This is a genomic window from Streptococcus acidominimus (assembly GCF_001921825.1).
Classification (GTDB): domain Bacteria; phylum Bacillota; class Bacilli; order Lactobacillales; family Streptococcaceae; genus Streptococcus; species Streptococcus acidominimus.
Window position 1 is genome coordinate 1 of record NZ_MSJL01000041.1, and the last position, 19,648, is coordinate 19,648.

10 protein-coding genes and 1 pseudogene are annotated in these 19,648 nt (G+C 42.6%); 1 reads left to right on the top strand and 10 read right to left on the bottom strand.

Features of this window, described 5'->3' with window-relative positions:
• The 10 genes from BU200_RS08180 to BU200_RS11780 all read right to left on the bottom strand — a co-directional run.
• The coding region (locus BU200_RS08180; protein ID WP_075099700.1) for a YPDG domain-containing protein at positions 1-4,081 on the bottom strand (4,081 nt) is incomplete at its 3' end.
• 436 nt (positions 4,082-4,517) lie between these two features.
• Positions 4,518-4,685, bottom strand: a complete 168-nt coding sequence (locus BU200_RS11270; RefSeq protein ID WP_167740107.1) for a hypothetical protein — start codon at positions 4,683-4,685, stop codon at positions 4,518-4,520.
• Between the two features lie 22 nt (positions 4,686-4,707).
• A complete protein-coding gene (gene gtfB, locus BU200_RS08185) occupies positions 4,708-6,018 on the bottom strand; it encodes an accessory Sec system glycosylation chaperone GtfB (protein WP_075099701.1) in 1,311 nt (436 codons plus the stop codon).
• A complete protein-coding gene (gene gtfA / locus BU200_RS08190) occupies positions 6,002-7,519 on the bottom strand; it encodes an accessory Sec system glycosyltransferase GtfA (RefSeq protein ID WP_075099702.1) in 1,518 nt (505 codons plus the stop codon). Before gtfA ends, gtfB begins: the two co-directional genes overlap by 17 nt.
• Positions 7,520-7,528: 9 nt before the next feature.
• Positions 7,529-9,907, bottom strand: a complete 2,379-nt coding sequence (secA2, locus tag BU200_RS08195) for an accessory Sec system translocase SecA2 (protein ID WP_075099703.1) — start codon at positions 9,905-9,907, stop codon at positions 7,529-7,531.
• Positions 9,908-9,926: 19 nt separating this feature from the next.
• Positions 9,927-10,466, bottom strand: coding sequence for an accessory Sec system protein Asp3 (gene asp3 / locus BU200_RS08200; protein WP_075099704.1), 540 nt, complete (start codon positions 10,464-10,466; stop codon positions 9,927-9,929).
• Positions 10,463-12,040, bottom strand: coding sequence for an accessory Sec system protein Asp2 (asp2, locus tag BU200_RS10810; RefSeq protein ID WP_089503564.1), 1,578 nt, complete (start codon positions 12,038-12,040; stop codon positions 10,463-10,465). Before asp2 ends, asp3 begins: the two co-directional genes overlap by 4 nt.
• A gap of 6 nt (positions 12,041-12,046) precedes the next feature.
• A complete protein-coding gene (gene asp1 / locus BU200_RS10815; protein ID WP_089503565.1) occupies positions 12,047-13,618 on the bottom strand; it encodes an accessory Sec system protein Asp1 in 1,572 nt (523 codons plus the stop codon).
• Positions 13,619-13,627: 9 nt separating this feature from the next.
• A complete protein-coding gene (gene secY2, locus BU200_RS08210; RefSeq protein ID WP_228064051.1) occupies positions 13,628-14,911 on the bottom strand; it encodes an accessory Sec system protein translocase subunit SecY2 in 1,284 nt (427 codons plus the stop codon).
• 67 nt (positions 14,912-14,978) lie between these two features.
• A complete protein-coding gene (locus BU200_RS11780) occupies positions 14,979-15,131 on the bottom strand; it encodes an LPXTG cell wall anchor domain-containing protein (RefSeq protein ID WP_425329002.1) in 153 nt (50 codons plus the stop codon).
• On the opposite strand from BU200_RS11780, the pseudogene BU200_RS11785 reads away from it, so the two are divergent.
• A pseudogene (locus BU200_RS11785) lies at positions 15,070-19,648 on the top strand (hypothetical protein); the annotation flags it as partial. The gene BU200_RS11780 and the pseudogene BU200_RS11785 sit on opposite strands and share 62 nt — an antisense overlap.

The window sequence follows — 19,648 nt, forward strand, 5'->3', positions numbered from 1 at the left end:
CACGTTGTACCTTGACAGTGAAGGTCTTTTCAGCAACCGGATTGCCGTTTTCATCTTTGACAACAACTTTCACTGGGAAGTCGCGTTCTTCTTCGGTTGTACCCCAATCAGTTACAGATGGTGTACCTGTAATCTTGCCTGTTGCTGGATCATAGGTCAAGCCACCCGGTAAGCCTGTTACTTCAACCGTTCCGTTGGCTGGTTTGTTTTCGACTGGGACATCAATCGCTTCAATAGGTTGTTTTTCGATAACAGTCTTGTTGTCAATGTTACCAACTGAAGGTGTTGTTGGCTTGCTAGTTGGATCTTTCGGATCTGTACCTGCTGTTTTTTCTTGATCATCAGTGAAGCCATCATTGTCGTCATCTGGATCGGTTACATCTGGGTCTTGATCGCCATCTGTATCACGTTGTACCTTGACAGTGAAGGTCTTTTCAGCAACCGGATTGCCGTTTTCATCTTTGACAACAACTTTCACTGGGAAGTCGCGTTCTTCTTCGGTTGTACCCCAATCAGTTACAGATGGTGTACCTGTAATCTTGCCTGTTGCTGGATCATAGGTCAAGCCACCCGGTAAGCCTGTTACTTCAACCGTTCCGTTAGCTGGTTTGTTGTCGACTGGGACATCGATTGGAGCAATCGGTTGTTTTTCAATAACAGTCTTGTCATCAATATTGCCAACTGATGGCGTGTCTGCTGGCGCTACTACCGTTACCTTAACTGAAACAACATCCTTAGAACCATCGCCATATGTAACTTCAACTGGAATCGTATACTCTGTTCCTGAAACTGCATCCGAAGGAATGGTTACGCTAACCTTGCCCTCTGGATCAATGGTTGCTGTGGCTCCTGCTGGAAGTGGAGTTGTACCTGCTGGTTGCTCTGATGAAATTGCATAGTTTGGCTTTGGAACATCTGCTGACAATTCTGGAGTAAAGTTTGGAGTTTCTGTTATCACAGTCTCACCTGGTTTTCCAGTTACATCTGTATATGTAGGAGTGTACTTGTCCTTATCAGACTCAATAACAGTAAATGTAGCCGTTGCTGTATCTTCTGTCTGATCATTATAAGTCACAACGACTGGAACATTGATTTCTGTACCGATGGCAATACCGTCCGAAGTTACTAGAGTTACTACACCTGTTGCTGAATCAATAGTTGCTGTCACACCAGCTGGAAGCCCACTAATATCTCCAAGTTTATAAGTGACTGTTGCAGATGGGGTTGCTGTGGCTCCATCTTTATCTGTGAAGTTAGGAACCGCCGATGCTGCTGATTGACCTGCTTTTACTTCTGTATTTGTATATGCAGGAGTATATTTATCCGTTTCTGTCTCGGAACGATTGAGTTTGAACTCTGCTGTTACACTTGCAGTAGTTCCATCTGCATAGGTGACTAATACATCAATAGAGGTATCTTCTGTTGCATTCTTCCATGTAATGACACCTGTCTTCGGATCAATAGAAAAGTTAGATGGAGCCTCCTCACTACCATCCGTAGAAACAAATGAAAATGTCGCTCCCTCAGGTATCGCAAGCTTTTCTTCTATATCCTTTGTATGTGCTACATCAAACGTTGGATTAGCAGAAGCTGTATCTGTCGCTCCTTGATCTGCATAAGTTACTTCGTATTTCGGAAGCAGTTTATAAACCACAGTAAATGAATCTGTTTGAATTGGATAATCAGGAAGTGTGCCATCTTCATTCACTGCATATAATTCTGCAAAATAGGTAGTAGTCTTCGTCAAGTCACTTGGAGTAGTGAATGTTGAATCTGGTAAAGTCCCATCTGCACCTGCCTGAACTGCCGTACCCTCGTCTACAACTTTACCATTTTCATCTTTCCAGACAATCTTGTAATACTCACCTGATACTGCCTTGACTCCAGTTGTCCTTGCAATGGCAGTATCTCCAGGAGAAGCATAGTTAGAGTAAGAATCGTAATTTACAATATCAAATTTAACATCATTGTGAAAAGCTGCAAATCGAATATTTGTAGCATTATTATTCCCTGGAATTTCAGTTGTACCAATGTTATAATTGACATTCCAGAATGTAGGTAATGTATCTCCCCATGCACCTGAATTAGCAGCACGTGGAACATCTCCATAGAATGGTGTTGTAAATGATACACCTTCTAACTCCGCAATAACCATCAACCAATCTAAGTTAATATGTTTTGGTGCTTTGTTGAGATCAAGTCCTGAATCAACTCCAGTGCTTCCAAATTTACCATAAGATGGACTATCTGCAACAGTCCCTTTCCACTCCGTTCCTTTTTTCGTCACACCTGAACCATTCGTAACATTTTGGTTACTAAGCAAGACAGAGTCACGGCTATTGATAATGCCATCAAAACCTGAATTATTCCATGCTTGACCAAATGTTCCATTAAACTGAAGTTTATATTCACCTTTAGCATCTGTTTGAGCTACTACAGTTTCAGCAATCCATTCAGAACGATTTGCTGCAATTTGAGCGATAAGATACTCACGGAGTTTTTCTTCGTTTTCACGTGTCCAGTTCGTACCGCGAATATTTGAAGATTTATCTTTATTGACTTTCGGTGTCCAGGTAGACCCCACTGCAACAAATTGTTGCAAGGTCTCTAATTTATTCAATTCTGTAACAGCATAATCACTCAAGTAAGAAGCATAAACATTTACACCCGCAAGACCAATATCTGCTTTTTGCCGACTAATCAAGCCATCCCAAACCAGACTTCCTTGTGGATTATTATTGTTCCAATACACGCTACCTGAAACCAATCCACCTTCATTCTTATCTGGGGAGGCTGGGGTTTGTTTTGCATCTTGTTTCCAGACATCTGAGTTCTTATAGGCATACTGAATCTCAATATTTGTGAGGCGTTGGGTCGCCGTTTCGTTACCAGCACCAGCAGTTGTATCAAGTGCAGACCCTTCTGGAGAAATTTGTTCTTCACCATAAGAATAGAGGAGCTCATACTTATTCGTATCTGGATTAACAGACCAAATACGCCATTTCTCAGCATTTGCATCTCCTGAACCTAATGAAGCATAAGCATTAAAAGTCCATTTCTTACCGTCTGCACCAATAAATGGAGCCATTCCAATGGCAAATGAACCGTCTTCTTTCGTTACAGTCTTATAGATGGGAGAACTCAGCCCATTTTTTTCATACCATTGTGCATAGACAGTTACACCTCCCAAGCCCTTAACATATTCATTGGAATTGTCATTCACATTACCAGCATACTTGAGACGAACATCACCACTGATGGTATTTTTATCATCTTTTGTTACATTTGCACTTTCAATAGCATCCGCTTCAGATGTACCACGATTTACAGAAACACGTTCATCATGAGTCTGTGCTTCCGTAAGAATTTCTGCCACTCGTGCATCTTTATTGATAAGTCCCTTAGTCTGTTCGGAAATCTGGCCGAGGTAGTAAGATTTTTCAATGTCGTTTAGATGTGTGAGAGCATTAATCGTTGCAATAGCTTCCTTATAGGTCGGACCTGATACCTTTCGAAAAGCTGTTCTCGAATGAACTGGTTGAGTAGTCGCTATCTTACGCTCCTCAACACTCTTTGCTTCCCTTAGCACTGCCTCAACAGTAGCTGAATTGTCCGCTGTATTTATTTGAGCCACAAAATTCGCTCTCTCTTCAGCTGAAATATGCGTATAGGCATCCAAAGCTAATATAGCATTTGTTTTTACCACTGATAAATCTAACTGGTCTGCTACTAGACTGTCTTCTGATTTAGTAACTTCTGCCGTTGAAGAGTTTATTGTACTAGCAACAACTTCTGCTGTTGATGAACTTGCCGTATCAGCAACAACTTCTGCTGTTGATGAACCTGCCGTATCAGCAGCAACTTCTGCTGTTGATGAACTTGCCGTATCAGCAGCGACTTCTGCTGTTGACGAACTTGTCGTATCAGTAGCAACTTCTTCTGCGGCTGCATTTGCTGGCGTCACAGCCAACATCATCGCGGTTCCCAGTAACACGCTAGCAGCACCAAAATGATACTTACGAATCGAAAATCGCTGGCTCATTCCATACCAGTCGAATTTTCGTCTATTATGATTTTCCACAAGTAATACCCCTTTATATTTTTTAGTAATATAAACAAACCACTACCACTTTAGAAAAAGTTTATTTATACATATTTCATTGTACCCCACCCCCTTTGATTTGTCAATTAATACTCGTCAAAAAATCAAAATCTGACGTCGTTAACTCACCTTGCTAAGTAAAAAACTCCAGTGGAGGTTTTTAGCCTGTTCCCTTAAAGCAAGAAAGAACAGCTCCAACAGTCTAGGAATAGACTGTGGAAGGTGGGAAATAGAACGAGTGAAGCTCGTGTCGCACAGTCTAAGAATAGACTGTGGAAGATGGGAAATAAAACGAGGGCAACTCGTGTCATTTCGTTGCACCAACAAAAAGACCACCTCATATAAGATGAGGTGGCTTATTCATGAAAGTATGATACCCAGACACTTCTGCATAGTTTTCTATGTAGGAGTAGAATTACAACAGATACCGAAGTAAGGAGAAAAGGACGGAGAGGGTCACTAAAATGACCACTAGTAAATAAAAGGGAGACTGCTTGGTCTTTTCCTTCTCACTCTTTTCATAACGCACTTCACTGATACGTTCATGAATATCGTCCTCCAATAGTTCATTTCTCTTTGTCATGCGCTGTCTCCTTTCTTGATGTCTAAGCCAGCAAGGCTTGGTAGTTCTTGAGCGATTCTTGACCACTTTCCCTGCGCTGTTTGCGAGCAGTATCTGCTAGATTGGACTGGGCTTGTAGCCAAGTAACGAGTGATGCTGGCTCTTCTGGTGAAAAGATGGCTTCTGTCAGCACCAGACTAGGATTATGGAGTGTGTTTTCAAAGGCTGCAATCAAGAGATTGTGCTCAAATGCTTGTCTCACGGCTGATAAAATTTCACTACCATGATTGATATCCAGATAAATATCACAGGTCTGCAACAATTTTTCTACCTCCTGTACTCCGACATTAGGGTACAGCGTCACATGTGATAAATCACCATAAGCCATCAAGCGTTGAGACATTTCGGTCAAGGCTGCGATATGAAAATGGAAATCATCTAGCTGAGAAACAAGCACGTCCAGTCCCTCTAGCTGGTCTGAATTGGTTAAAATCAGCACTTCCTTTCGGTTCTGATTGCTTGCCTTACTTGGATAGATGTAGCCAAGATAATGAATCTTTTGCTGCTGCTCGAGCGGAACGAGCTGCAACAGCTTCTCATAAGTTTCCTTATCCTGCACTATAATCCGCTTGGTTCGCTTGGCTGAACCGGACAAAATCAACTGCATATTGCCGGGAACTTGATCCCCGATCTTTTCCTGCCAGAAGAGGATATCCTCTCCTTTCGCATCTAAATAGTAAGAGATCACAAATGGAGTAGATAGGGAATTATACCAGAGCGCAGAGGTGTCAAGTTCGGCCTCTTTGAAATAGAAGAGGAAGAAATCAGAGCGCGTCTCAAATGTATGCACCTTTCCTTGCCAATAAAGGAAAATCATGCCTGATTGAAGATGTTCCACCACGACCTCTTGTCCTGATTGCTGGTAGTACTTTTTGTAAATGACCTGTTCTTCTTCATTGAAATAACTCTTAGCATATAGCCAGCCGTATTGATTATAGTGGTCTGTCCGATAGACTTTTTGATTGGCGGTGAGCCAATCCACATCCTTGATCAGTCTCAAGTGCTTGGGTTCATGATAATAGATATTCGCCTTTTTTTCACCGAAATTCCAGATTTCACCCTGCGTATTTGTCCCTGTGATTTCCCAAAAAGCTGGTACTAAGAGCTGGTTAAAGTAAAGGGGTGCGCCACTTCCTTCTTCCATTCCACAAAAGAAAGAATAGGGAGAGGTGATTCCCTCTGGTAAACATCCATCATCTGCTACCACAACTCCGGTTCCTGTAAAACCTGCTGTTTTTAACGAGTAGTATAGGTCACGTGTCTCAGGACTTAGCCAATCAAATAATGCTATCATCAGTCATCTCCTCTACAAACTGTTTCCACATTGCCGCCAATTCATGATGCAGGAAGCCTTTAGCAATCTCATAAGATGCCTCTTGGGCTTGCTCTTTGTCCATTTCCGCATAATAACGGCAAATTTTTTCGGCAAATGCTATCGCCATTTGCTGACTGTCATCTGGTTCTTGGCGGTCGATTAAATAGCCATTTTTGCCATCTTCTACAAAGGTTTGATTGCCATAAGGGACATCCAAGCCAATCAAGGGCAAGCCAGACCCCACCGCTTCCATCAGGGTTAAACCAAACCCCTCACTGGTTGAAGCGGTCAGATATAGCTCATAGTCTTTATAAATCTCGGATAAATTCTGGTGTCCCCTAAGCTGGATATAATCTCCAGCCTGCTTGTCTTGAATGAGCTGGGTCAACTTACCGCGCTCACCACCCTCACCATAGATGTCAAAGGTCAACTCCGGTAAGACTTTACGGGCTAAAACGACTGCCTGAACCAGCCAATCAATATGCTTTTCACTCGCCAAACGCGATCCCGTTATCAAGGAGTAAGGTTTGCGCTTCGTTTCAGGCTGACGCAATTCATCGAGACTGCCAACTGGAATGACATAAATCTTTGGTCGATGTGAGGTGTAGGTTTGAAACTGTTGCTCCAAGACCTCCTTCTGTCTCTGGGTGGAAGCGATAAAGGCATCAATTTTATCTGCATTAGTAAATTGGTACTCATAGTAGTTATTCCAGAGAATATGATGCTCGTTCGTTCCCTTTACACTGAAGTGCTCGGCATGAATGACAACGGCCAATTTGGCAGCACCGCGATATTGCAATACTGCTTGACCAATACCTGTTGAACGGTCAAGCAACAAGAGATCCTTTGCGGTCAACTGCAATTTTTCCAACATGTAGGCAATCAACTCTTCTTTTGACTGGCAAATGCGGTCTTTAAAGCAGAAGGTGCTGGACTTCCCTTGCAGGATTTCCTCATAGGCTATACTACCATCTTCATTGAAAAAGCTACGCTGATACAGTTGAGGAGTCTCGCCTTTCGGTGAATAAAATTCACTAAAAACCTTCGTATAACTATAATAATCCTTGCGCAGCAAGTTTCCTTTGACCACATATTCCACTCGCTGGACGTATTGATTTTCTGCTCCACAGACAGAAGCATTGATATAGAAATCCTGCCCCTCAAAATGATACCGAACCAATTGGTTTCCAGTCTCAATCTGCTTAATCGGTCTGCTAAATGTCGCTTCTAATTGCGCTCGTGTATAGCTTGTCGGTGCAATTTTGATGTCTGTGAAAAAACCGTAAAGCCAGATAATCTCCTCATCCTGAAAACCAATATTGCTAGTAAAGTGCTGGAGATTTTCAGACTGGAACATATCTGTAAAAATGAACTTGGTTGGGCTACCTAATTCTCTAAGGACTGTGGCACGATAGGCCTGGGCATATTCCACACCACTACTCGCCCAACCAATTCCTAAATTGATGTTGTAAATTGTCATAGTTTCCTCTTATACAAAATAAATTGAATAGCCGTCTGTGCTATTGCCATCAACACTGCTCAACATGATATTCCTTACAATCAGATGTTTCACATCCATGCTCATCTGTTCATAGGAAAGCAAGGATTCTCGATAATATTCTGTAATGGAATCACGCTGGCCAATTTGGCGCATGACTACAAAGCTCTTTAATTGTTGCAGATTGTCAACCTGCTCAATCCAACAGGTATCAATCGCACGCAAGACCGATAGGCGTAAAAATTCGGAAAACTGTTGGTCTGTTTTCAGAGCCTGCTGTTTTTTCTGCAATTCTTCCTGATACAACTTCCACAGATAGTCCTTTAGCCCTTGCGGATCTGACAGCTGATGATCCGAAAAATGCTGGGGCTGGTAACTGTAATTTTCCAAGATATAGCGACGAAAGGCTTCGAGGGTTCGCTGGGGATGTTGGTGCAGATAATCGTCTATTGCCTCTTCAAAGATTCTATCAATTTGAGTACCGAGCAGGGTATCTTCATAAATCAATTCATCTCGAAGGGCATAAATTTTATTGCGCTGAACACGGAGGCTCTCGTCAAAGCGAACCGTTGACTCGCGCGCAGACATGGCCTTGTCTTCACTTTTAGCTTGAGCAAGACGGATAATTCTCTGGTAGCGGCGACTTTTCAAGGGTTGGCCATAATTGGTGCGTTCCGCATGATTGTGCTTCTCGAAATACTGATTGACCCATTTCCCACCGTGTTGGATCAAGAGTTCATCTTCGAGCGAGACGAAAAATTGACTGAGACCTGGATCTCCTTGTCTGCCTGCTCGTCCGCGTAATTGCCAGTCAATGCGACTATTCGGCATACGCTCTGTGCCAATGACCGCAAGTCCTCCTAACTCAGCAACCCCTTCTCCTAGCTTAATATCGGTTCCACGACCGGCTAGGGAAGTTGCTACCGTTACCGTTCCCTTACGACCTGCCTCCTTGATGATGAGGGCTTCTTTAGCTGTATTTTTCGCGGTCAATACACTGTGGGGAATCCCTTCTCGGAGCAACATGCGCGAATAGATTTCTGCAATATCTACTGTCCCTGAAATCAATAAAACAGGCTGTCCTTTCTCATGGAGTTCCTTCACATAGGCTAAGGTGGCATACAGTTTTTCAGGCAGGGTCACATAGACCTTGTCCGGATAGTCAATTCGTTGAATCGGTGTATTGGTCGGAATGACTACAACAGATACGCGATAGGTCGAGATAAGCTCATCTTCTGCTAGTTTTCCAGTCCCTGTCATCCCTGCCAATCTCGGAAACATATTAAACAAACTTTGATAGGTGACAGAAGCCATTGAGCGTGAGTCTTTGGTCTTTTTCACCCCTTCTTTTGTCTCGATCGCTTGGTGGATCCCCGATTGGAGACGGGTCCCTCCCAAGATGCGCCCGGTACGGTTATCTAGGAGTTGCACCTCGTCTCCCATCACGACATAATCCACATCCTTTTGGTAGAGGTGTTGGGCACGGAGCGCTAAATTGATATGCCGATTGAGTTCAAAATACCGTTCTTCATAGAGGTCTTCAATATCAAAAAATTCTTCGGCATAGCGACTCCCTTTCTCTGTCAGATAGACCACCTTTTCTTCTTGGTTGAGATGGTACTCCTCTTCCTTTTGAAGGGTCAGTACAAATTGATTGGAGACATCATAGAGATTCGACGGCACCCGTGGAGAACCTGAAATGATTAAGGGGGTTTGCGCACTGTCTAACAAGACTGCATCTGCCTCATCAACGATGACATAGTGAAAGGGACGGAGAAATTTATCTTTTTTATCGGCTGCCAGATTCTCGGCTAAGTAGTCAAAGCCCAGCGCTGTACTAGTTGTATAGGTGATGTCGGCATCATAGACAGCACGTTTGTCTTCAGTGCTTACTTCCTCACCTTCTTCAAAGACACCGACACCGACTGTCAGTCCCATAAAGCGGTAGACCTGCCCCATTTCCTCCGCATCACGACGCGCCAGATATTCATTTGTGGTGACCAGCATGGCTCCTTTTCCTAGGAGGGCATTGAGATAGAGGGGGAGGGTCGCTGTAAGCGTCTTTCCTTCCCCCGTCTTCATCTCAGCAATATGCCCTTGATGGAGCGCTAAGCCCCCTAATACTTGAACATCAAAGGGAAACATGCCTAAAATTCGCTTGTCTGCTTCCCGCATGACTGCAAAGGCTTCTACGGTCAAGCTATCGAGGCTTTCTCCCTCCTGCAGACGCATGCGAAACTCCTGCGTTTTTGCTGCCAGTTCCTCGTCTGATAGACGGCTCATACTCGGAGCAAGCGCATTGATTTTTTTCAAAATTCGTCTTAGTTCTCGTAGTTTCATTCGATTGATGAATGAATGGTTATCTTTCATTGCCACGTTTCGTTCCTTGTTATATTAGTTGAATCAAAGGTTTTACAAACTGAAGTTCTTCGGGGAGCTGCTTTTCGGTATAACACTTTTGTAGCGGAATCTCCCGTTTCATCTCGACGGGCTCTTCTTCTTGGTATAAGCGCATTTCTTTAAAGCGGATCTGTGTACAGCCAGCACTTAGGATGGAAATCTTGTAGGAAAAGGTGTCTGCGGGACAGGTAAATTGTTCCACCCCCTGCCGCAAGACTTCAAATGAAATCTTCTCATTTTGCCGATTGAAAAAGTCAATCTGGACAAACAGCCGTCCTGCTGGCTCTGCCAATATATCTCGCTCCAAAAAGTAGGTCTGATTGGGAGTCAGTACTGGTAGGTCTGGACTGCGCCTATTTCCTTGATAGTTGGTTCTGGACAAGAAACTAACAATGGGCTTGCCAGATGCCAGACGAGGATTTTGAAATAAGACAGATTCGTCTGAAAAATCAAGTGAGGAGCCGTACAAGTAAGCCGAGCCACTATATACCTCTCGCCAACGAATCACAGCTAGTAAGCATTTTGTCATGAATACTTCCTTCCATATCCTTCTTCTAATAAGTTCACATACTGCCTCATAAACCACTTATTGATGGCACTACTATTGTCATTATGACGGCCCTCATACCCCTTGGTGTAGATATGAGCCCCCTTATCTGAAAGGTGCTCGATTAGGCGACGAGCTGCCTGTCCGTCATAATCATCATGCTCCATATAGGCAATGGCAAAGTTAGTACGAGGAAAATCCGACTGGGTAAACTTATCCCAAAACTTCTGATTGAGTTGTTCGATATTCTCCTCTTGAGTCCCACCCGTGATGTTTAACAGGACATCTGCACTGGTTTCAAACTCATCTGGCCGCTTTAATTTCATCCCTCCTGCTGTATCCCCAACGTTGGTAAAGGGTTTCCCAACGACCACTGCATAGGGGTTGAAATGAGAGGCATAATAGAGCGCTCCAAAGGTTCCCATGGACAGACCAGAGAGAATCAAGTCCGAAGAAGAAAAACCTAGATAGTCTAAAGATTCCTGAATCGCCGTTTGTACAGCCTGCTCCAAGTTCTCACTACCACTGTAAAAGCCTCCCCCTTCCAAACGGGGATCGCCAATCAGCATGAAGGGTGCCTTGAGGGATTTCATAATCCCAAAGCCCTCGAAGCCTTCGGCTGAACAAAAACCAGAAAAATAGACATTCATCGGCGGCTTCATATCACCGGGGTTGAAATAGTAGATAAATTCTTGCCGTTTTTCATCATTGTAGCGCTGGCCTCCCAGTACAAAACGACCCAAGCCGATTCTGGAATAGCGCCAGTGGAGGGGACCAAAGCTGAGTTTCCCCTCCCCCTTGGCATAGACTGTCACAGCGTAAAAACCGACCTCTTCGTCTGGTACTAAAATATAAGGATCTGCTAAGTCTGCTTCACTTAGCACAATAGGATCCATCATATCATAGATACTTCCCCGCCGCATGGGAGTCAATTCTAAGCGAATCTGACTTTCGCCCCATACCTTGATATACTCCAGCCATAATTCCAGAGCAACCGGAAAGGTACTAAGATTATAGCGAAAGGCAAAGAGGGGTTCAAATTCCTCTCCAAAATGCCCCTCAAAACTGACCGAAACATGTCCTTCATAGGTCACTTTTCCTGTGAAAGTTGGGTTCACATCAATTTCAGGTAGTTTGAGCTTAGCGCCATATTGACTACCAAACAGGGTCAAATGGAGGAAGTGAACAATCTCCTCTTTCGTCCCATCCACTTGTAATTCGCGCAATATCTTTCTTCTAAAGATACCATACGGATCCTCACTTTCCAGCTTCACACCGGCGAGATGGTAGAGGGAATAGGCTTCAATCAGATTCATTAGGGGCTCTAGATCAGCCTCTTTCGTCTCATCAGTGATCAAGACCGCATCAAAATGAAGACGAACCTTGGGTACTTTTTCCCCTTCTTTCACTTCTGGGAGTTTAGCAAAAGCCAGAGCTGTTTGTTCCTCTAAAAAATCTGGTATGTTTTGTGGCTGACTAAAGATCCATTCTAAGTCCTCTGGGAACTGTTCAACTTCTTCAGCCCAATCAGTTTGTCCAATTTGTAAAATTTTCATAGATGATTAGTCCTTTTCTAGTAGCTCTTTCCATTGGCTCAAGATACGACCACTTGTATAATCTGCCATTTTTTGAATCGCATAGACTAAAGAAGCATTCCAATTGGCTAAACCATCAAAATAATAGTGAATCGCTGCTTGCAAATCCTGGATATTCTCTAAAATCCAGCCGTTTTTCTTGTGGCTAACATAGTCTGTTTCGACGCAGTGAATCTGCGGAATCCCTGCACTGATACTCGCGATTTGTGTATAAAGGTCAGGTTCTTCTCCCAGATCGAGAACCAGACGAGCGGTATCCAAGGCCTCAATAATCTGATTTTCACTGTTGAAACATTCAAAATCAATCCGTGTCAACTCAAATTCTTGGTCTTCATCTAGCTGATTTTCGCCTGTGTCCGCTGCTAGGGTGAAGAAATGCTCTTCATCAAATAGTCGCTTAATCTGATCGCAGACCCATTCTTTTAAGGCTTCCAAAGGAAATTGCTGGTTAAAGGTGACTACTTTTAGTTCCATCAAGGGATTGTGATCCATCATATCTAAAAGAGACAATAAGGCTGTCTCTAACCTTTCTTGATCGATCGTATCAATGTAGAAGTAGACTGTTAATTCCTTGACCATTTGGCTGTGCCCCAGCCTCAAGCGGGTATCAAATGGTGAGATCCGCGTCACTGCCTGCTCTTCGATATTCAAGGAGCCTAGGGATGCTAGCAAGCGTTTTTCTTCTTTTTCCGTATCGACAACCAATAAGGTGGCTGCTCGGCTAATTTTAGAGATCAAGTCTAAATTGGTGACATCTGAACGATCGGCAAAAAATGAGAATACTTTCTTTTGCTCCGCAAAACTCGCAATAAGCATTTCATTGTGCTGGACATGACTGGCAATAATCAGCACATCTTCAGGAGCCATCTGTCTTTCTTTTAAGAGCGACAAGCGCTCCTGCATCAGTTCTTCCCAATCTTTATAAAAACGTTTTTGAAACTGATGGTCTGCAAATAGATTGACCTCGATACCTGATCGATCCGCCGCTAGGTGTTCGCGCACCTGCCAGACACCATTTTGATTCAAGTAATCTTGGTAACTCTGGTTCCCATCTTCTTGGTAGTACAGAATGCTGGACAAAAAGCCGCGGTCATCAAAGAAATACTGCTTATCGCTCCGATTGTCTTTCTGAAAATCAATCGATAAGAGATTTCCATTTTCTGCAAAATGGATATAGGCTAGTGTCTTTTGACCCTTTTTGGCAACAACCGCGAAAGGGCTGTACAAAAAGCGCGTTCCTTTTGGCCAGTGAAGCTCCTTGAAAAAAATGGGTTTGACCAGTTGGGCGGAAATATTTTGCACATCATCAAAAAATGACCAGTAGGTTGACCCTAGTAAATCTTGCTTATGTAAGAAATAGCGCAACTGTGGCTGATAGTTCAGAATGACTAAACAGGAGGCTTCTTCTGCATTTTGAAACATCTTGAGTTGATTCACCGTATCATCAAAGGTCATGCGTTCGAAGACACGAAACCATAAAGGGGTGTCGTCATACCATGGACGCTGTTGAGGATACCATGCGGGAATAAAATAAAACATAAAGCACTCCTAGATTAGATTCTTGTATTTTTTCCAATTTTGTAACATATTGACTTGCTCAATAACGCCAAGCAACAGACTGGAGATGATAAAGACATTGCTGATTAGTAGCGCGATACTGACATTTTCTGAACTCCCTTTCTGCAAGACGATAAACAGCAGAGGCAAGCCCCCCATTAGGATAACAAAGCAGGCACCAAAGTGCGCCAAGACATTGATCTTGCCTTGAATGTATTTTCTCGTCTGTTCGCCCGGTCTGATTTTTTCAATATAATCGCCATTATTGCGCATATTTTTCGCAATATCATAGGCATCGTAGTTATAGTAGGAAAAGCCAATCGCGAGAACGTAGAGCAAGACGATGTACAGAAGAACACCCGGCAATTGAGAAATCCCAATATTGGTTGCTAAAAAGAGGAGGAAAGTATTATTTGGAAACAGAATCAGTAAACCACTGATAATGTAAGGCGGTAGTAACATCATGGTCATACCATACATAAAGGGCATGGCTCCTGCCGGTGTAATTCGGATAGGGAGATAGCTCCCTTTATTGTAGGCATTGTTGACTCCGATTCGTCGAATTGGTATGCGGTATTCTGCCCTATAAAAAATAACGGTCAATAGCACTAAGGCAACATAGGAAAGGACAAATAGGGTCACATGTAAGCCTGTCGCGCTTGTCAGTCCTTTTTCTAGATAACGTCCGATATTTTCGACAAAAGAGAGGATCATATTGATCAAAATAATGATGGTCATTCCTCCCAAACCTTTTTGACTGTTCAAGTTCCCGATCCATGTCAAGACAAAGGAACCCGTTACTAAGAGGAAAATCGTGAGGATTCTTGCCCAAAAAATACCAGTTTCTCCTAAATCTTGAAAAATCGTGAATTGGCTACTGGCAGTTAGGCCAAAGGCTTGAATACTTCCAATTAACAGCGTTAATAAGGTTCGATAGCGATGCAATTGAACATTAGTAACGTTTTTAAAGATTCCAAATACTGTAAAAAAGCGCCAAATAATCATGGAAGTCATCCAAGGACTCAAGCCCAAGGTGAAGATGGTGGTACTGCTAAAATTAGCGCCGGTTACGGATGCTAAATTGTTTATCAAATCAAGATTTGCAACCTGCTTCAAGGCCTCTTGACTACTCGATAGAGTGGTGATTGGCAGCTTTCTTCCAAATAGATATATCAGGGCGACTCCTAAGGTCCAAATAATCTTCGGAAAGATTAAGGATCGTTGCCACCTTTTCTTGATTCCTACCAACATGTTTGTATTCTTTGCTCCCTTCATAGGCTCTATCTTCTATTATAACATGGAAATAGCCATTCTGTTAAGAATGGCTATTCCAAACCGTTACTTATTCCTCATCTGCTGCTTTTTTCTTTTTCTTCTTGGCAAAGAATGCTCCTAAGAGGAGACCAGCTCCAAGGACACCTGCAGTTGATGAAGTGTTTTCACCTGTATTTGGTAAACGACGTGTTGCACGTCCACTCAATGACTCTGATGTCATACCAGATTCAGAGAGGGATTCACTTACTGACTCGCTCACTGATTCAGAAATAGATTCACTTACGGACTCACTTACCGATTCAGAGATAGATTCTGATACAGATTCGCTCACTGATTCAGAAATGGATTCACTTACTGACTCGCTCACTGATTCAGAAATAGATTCAGACACTGACTCGCTAACCGATTCAGAGATAGATTCTGATACAGATTCGCTCACTGATTCAGAAATGGATTCACTTACTGACTCGCTCACTGATTCAGAAATAGATTCTGATACTGACTCACTTACTGATTCAGAGATAGATTCTGACACTGATTCAGAAACGGACTCACTGATGGATTCAGAGATAGATTCTGATACTGATTCACTCACTGATTCAGAAATGGATTCACTTACTGACTCGCTCACTGATTCAGAAATAGATTCAGACACTGACTCGCTAACCGATTCAGAGATAGATTCTGATACGGACTCACTGATTGATTCAGACACTGATTCAGAAACTGACTCACTGATTGATTCAGAAATAGATTCTGACACTGACTCACTCACTGATTCAGATACTGATTCAGAAACTGACTCACTGATGGATTCAGATACTGATTCGCTTACTGATTCACTTACCGATTCAGAGATAGATTCTGACACTGACTCGCTCACTGATTCAGAGATGGATTCTGATACGGATTCGCTCACTGATTCAGAGCTGGATTCTGATACTGACTCACTTACTGACTCACTGATGGATTCAGACACTGATTCAGAAACGGACTCACTAATTGATTCAGATACAGATTCAGAAACGGACTCACTTACCGATTCAGAGATAGATTCTGACACTGACTCGCTCACTGATTCAGAGATGGATTCTGATACGGATTCGCTCACTGATTCAGAGATGGATTCAGATACTGACTCACTTACTGATTCAGAGATAGATTCAGATACTGATTCGCTTACTGATTCACTGATGGATTCAGATACTGATTCAGAAACGGACTCACTTACCGATTCAGAGATAGATTCTGATACTGACTCACTGATGGATTCAGAGATAGATTCAGATACTGATTCGCTTACTGATTCACTTACCGATTCAGAGATAGATTCTGATACAGATTCAGAAACTGACTCACTGATGGATTCAGAGATAGATTCTGATACAGATTCAGAAACTGACTCACTGATGGATTCAGAGATAGATTCTGATACAGATTCGCTTACTGATTCACTTACCGATTCAGAGATAGATTCTGATACGGATTCACTGATTGATTCTGATACAGATTCAGAAACGGACTCACTGATGGATTCAGATACAGATTCAGAAACGGACTCACTGATTGATTCAGAGATAGATTCACTTACTGACTCGCTTACGGATTCTGATACTGATTCGCTAATTGATTCTGATACAGATTCTGACACTGACTCACTCACTGATTCAGAGATGGATTCCGATACTGATTCGCTTACTGATTCAGAGATAGATTCTGATACTGATTCGCTCACTGATTCAGAGATAGATTCACTTACTGACTCGCTTACGGATTCGCTCACTGATTCAGAGATGGATTCACTGATTGATTCAGATACAGATTCACTTACGGACTCGCTGATTGATTCAGAGATAGATTCTGATACAGATTCGCTCACTGATTCAGAGATGGATTCACTTACGGACTCGCTTACGGATTCAGAGATAGATTCTGACACTGACTCACTCACTGATTCAGAGATAGATTCTGATACGGATTCACTGATGGATTCAGATACAGATTCAGAAACGGACTCACTAATTGATTCAGATACAGATTCGCTTACTGATTCACTTACCGATTCAGAGATAGATTCTGACACTGACTCGCTCACTGATTCAGAAACGGACTCACTCACTGATTCAGAGATAGATTCTGACACTGACTCGCTCACTGATTCAGAAATAGATTCACTTACTGACTCACTGATGGATTCAGACACTGATTCAGAAACGGACTCACTAATTGATTCAGATACTGATTCAGAAACGGACTCACTTACCGATTCAGAGATAGATTCTGACACTGACTCGCTCACTGATTCAGAGATGGATTCACTTACTGACTCGCTTACGGATTCAGAGATAGATTCTGATACAGATTCGCTCACTGATTCAGAGATGGATTCACTTACTGACTCGCTGACGGATTCAGAGATAGATTCTGATACAGATTCACTCACTGATTCAGAGATGGATTCTGATACTGACTCGCTGATTGATTCAGAGATGGATTCTGATACTGACTCACTTACTGATTCAGAGATAGATTCTGATACGGATTCACTTACCGATTCAGAGATAGATTCACTTACTGACTCGCTCACTGATTCAGAAATAGATTCAGACACTGACTCGCTAACCGATTCAGAGATAGATTCTGATACGGATTCAGAAACGGACTCACTGATGGATTCAGAAATAGATTCTGACACTGACTCGCTCACTGATTCAGATATAGATTCTGATACTGACTCACTCACTGATTCAGATACTGATTCAGAAACGGACTCACTGATTGATTCAGATACAGATTCAGAAACGGACTCACTGATTGATTCAGATACAGATTCAGAAACGGACTCACTTACCGATTCAGAGATAGATTCTGACACTGATTCGCTCACTGATTCAGAGATGGATTCACTTACTGACTCGCTTACGGATTCAGAGATAGATTCTGATACAGATTCGCTCACTGATTCAGAGATGGATTCTGACACTGATTCAGACACTGATTCTGATACGGACTCACTTACCGATTCAGAGATAGATTCTGATACTGATTCGCTCACTGATTCAGAAATGGATTCAGAAACGGACTCACTGATGGATTCAGAGATAGATTCTGATACTGACTCACTCACTGATTCAGATACAGATTCAGAAACGGACTCACTTACCGATTCAGAGATAGATTCTGACACTGACTCACTCACTGATTCAGATATAGATTCTGATACGGATTCACTGATGGATTCAGACACTGATTCAGAAACGGACTCACTGATGGATTCAGATACAGATTCAGAGATAGATTCTGACACTGACTCGCTCACTGATTCAGAAACGGACTCACTTACCGATTCAGAGATAGATTCTGATACAGATTCAGAAACGGACTCACTGATTGATTCAGATACAGATTCACTTACGGACTCGCTGATTGATTCAGAGATAGATTCTGATACAGATTCGCTCACTGATTCAGAGATGGATTCACTTACTGACTCGCTTACGGATTCAGAGATAGATTCTGACACTGACTCACTCACTGATTCAGAGATAGATTCTGATACGGATTCACTGATGGATTCAGATACAGATTCAGAAACGGACTCACTAATTGATTCAGATACAGATTCGCTTACTGATTCACTTACCGATTCAGAGATAGATTCTGACACTGACTCGCTCACTGATTCAGAGATAGATTCTGATACTGACTCACTCACTGATTCAGATACAGATTCAGAAACGGACTCACTGATGGATTCAGATACAGATTCGCTTACCGATTCAGAGATAGATTCTGACACTGACTCACTCACTGATTCAGAGATAGATTCACTTACTGACTCGCTCACTGATTCAGAGATAGATTCTGATACGGATTCACTGATGGATTCAGATACAGATTCGCTTACTGATTCACTTACCGATTCAGAGATAGATTCTGATACGGATTCACTGATGGATTCAGATACAGATTCAGAAACGGACTCACTTACCGATTCAGAGATAGATTCACTTACTGACTCGCTGATTGATTCAGACACTGATTCTGATACGGACTCACTTACCGATTCAGAGATAGATTCTGATACTGACTCGCTGACTGATTCAGAGATGGATTCACTTACTGACTCGCTGACTGATTCAGAAATAGATTCAGACACTGACTCGCTAACCGATTCAGAGATAGATTCTGATACGGATTCACTGATGGATTCAGATACTGATTCTGATACGGACTCACTGATGGATTCAGAGATAGATTCTGATACTGACTCACTCACTGATTCAGAGATAGATTCAGAAACGGACTCACTGATGGATTCAGACACTGATTCAGAAACGGACTCACTAATTGATTCAGATACAGATTCAGAAACGGACTCACTGATGGATTCAGAGATAGATTCTGATACAGATTCGCTTACTGATTCACTTACCGATTCAGAGATAGATTCACTTACTGACTCGCTGATTGATTCAGAGATGGATTCTGATACGGACTCACTTACTGATTCAGAGATAGATTCAGAAACGGACTCACTGATGGATTCAGACACTGATTCAGAAACGGACTCACTTACCGATTCAGAGATGGATTCTGATACGGACTCACTTACCGATTCAGAGATAGATTCTGACACTGACTCACTCACTGATTCAGAGATAGATTCACTTACTGACTCGCTCACTGATTCAGAGATAGATTCTGATACGGATTCACTGATGGATTCAGATACAG

Excerpts from the sequence above, each read along its gene's own strand:
- BU200_RS11780 (WP_425329002.1), bottom strand. The coding sequence starts at position 15,131 with ATGACATCAGAGTCATTGAGTGGACGTGCAACACGTCGTTTACCAAAT.
- secA2 (WP_075099703.1), bottom strand. The coding sequence starts at position 9,907 with ATGAAAGATAACCATTCATTCATCAATCGAATGAAACTACGAGAACTA.
- secY2 (WP_228064051.1), bottom strand. The coding sequence starts at position 14,911 with ATGAAGGGAGCAAAGAATACAAACATGTTGGTAGGAATCAAGAAAAGG.
- gtfA (WP_075099702.1), bottom strand. The coding sequence starts at position 7,519 with ATGACAATTTACAACATCAATTTAGGAATTGGTTGGGCGAGTAGTGGT.
- asp1 (WP_089503565.1), bottom strand. The coding sequence starts at position 13,618 with ATGTTTTATTTTATTCCCGCATGGTATCCTCAACAGCGTCCATGGTAT.
- asp2 (WP_089503564.1), bottom strand. The coding sequence starts at position 12,040 with ATGAAAATTTTACAAATTGGACAAACTGATTGGGCTGAAGAAGTTGAA.
- BU200_RS11270 (WP_167740107.1), bottom strand. The coding sequence starts at position 4,685 with ATGACAAAGAGAAATGAACTATTGGAGGACGATATTCATGAACGTATC.
- gtfB (WP_075099701.1), bottom strand. The coding sequence starts at position 6,018 with ATGATAGCATTATTTGATTGGCTAAGTCCTGAGACACGTGACCTATAC.
- asp3 (WP_075099704.1), bottom strand. The coding sequence starts at position 10,466 with ATGACAAAATGCTTACTAGCTGTGATTCGTTGGCGAGAGGTATATAGT.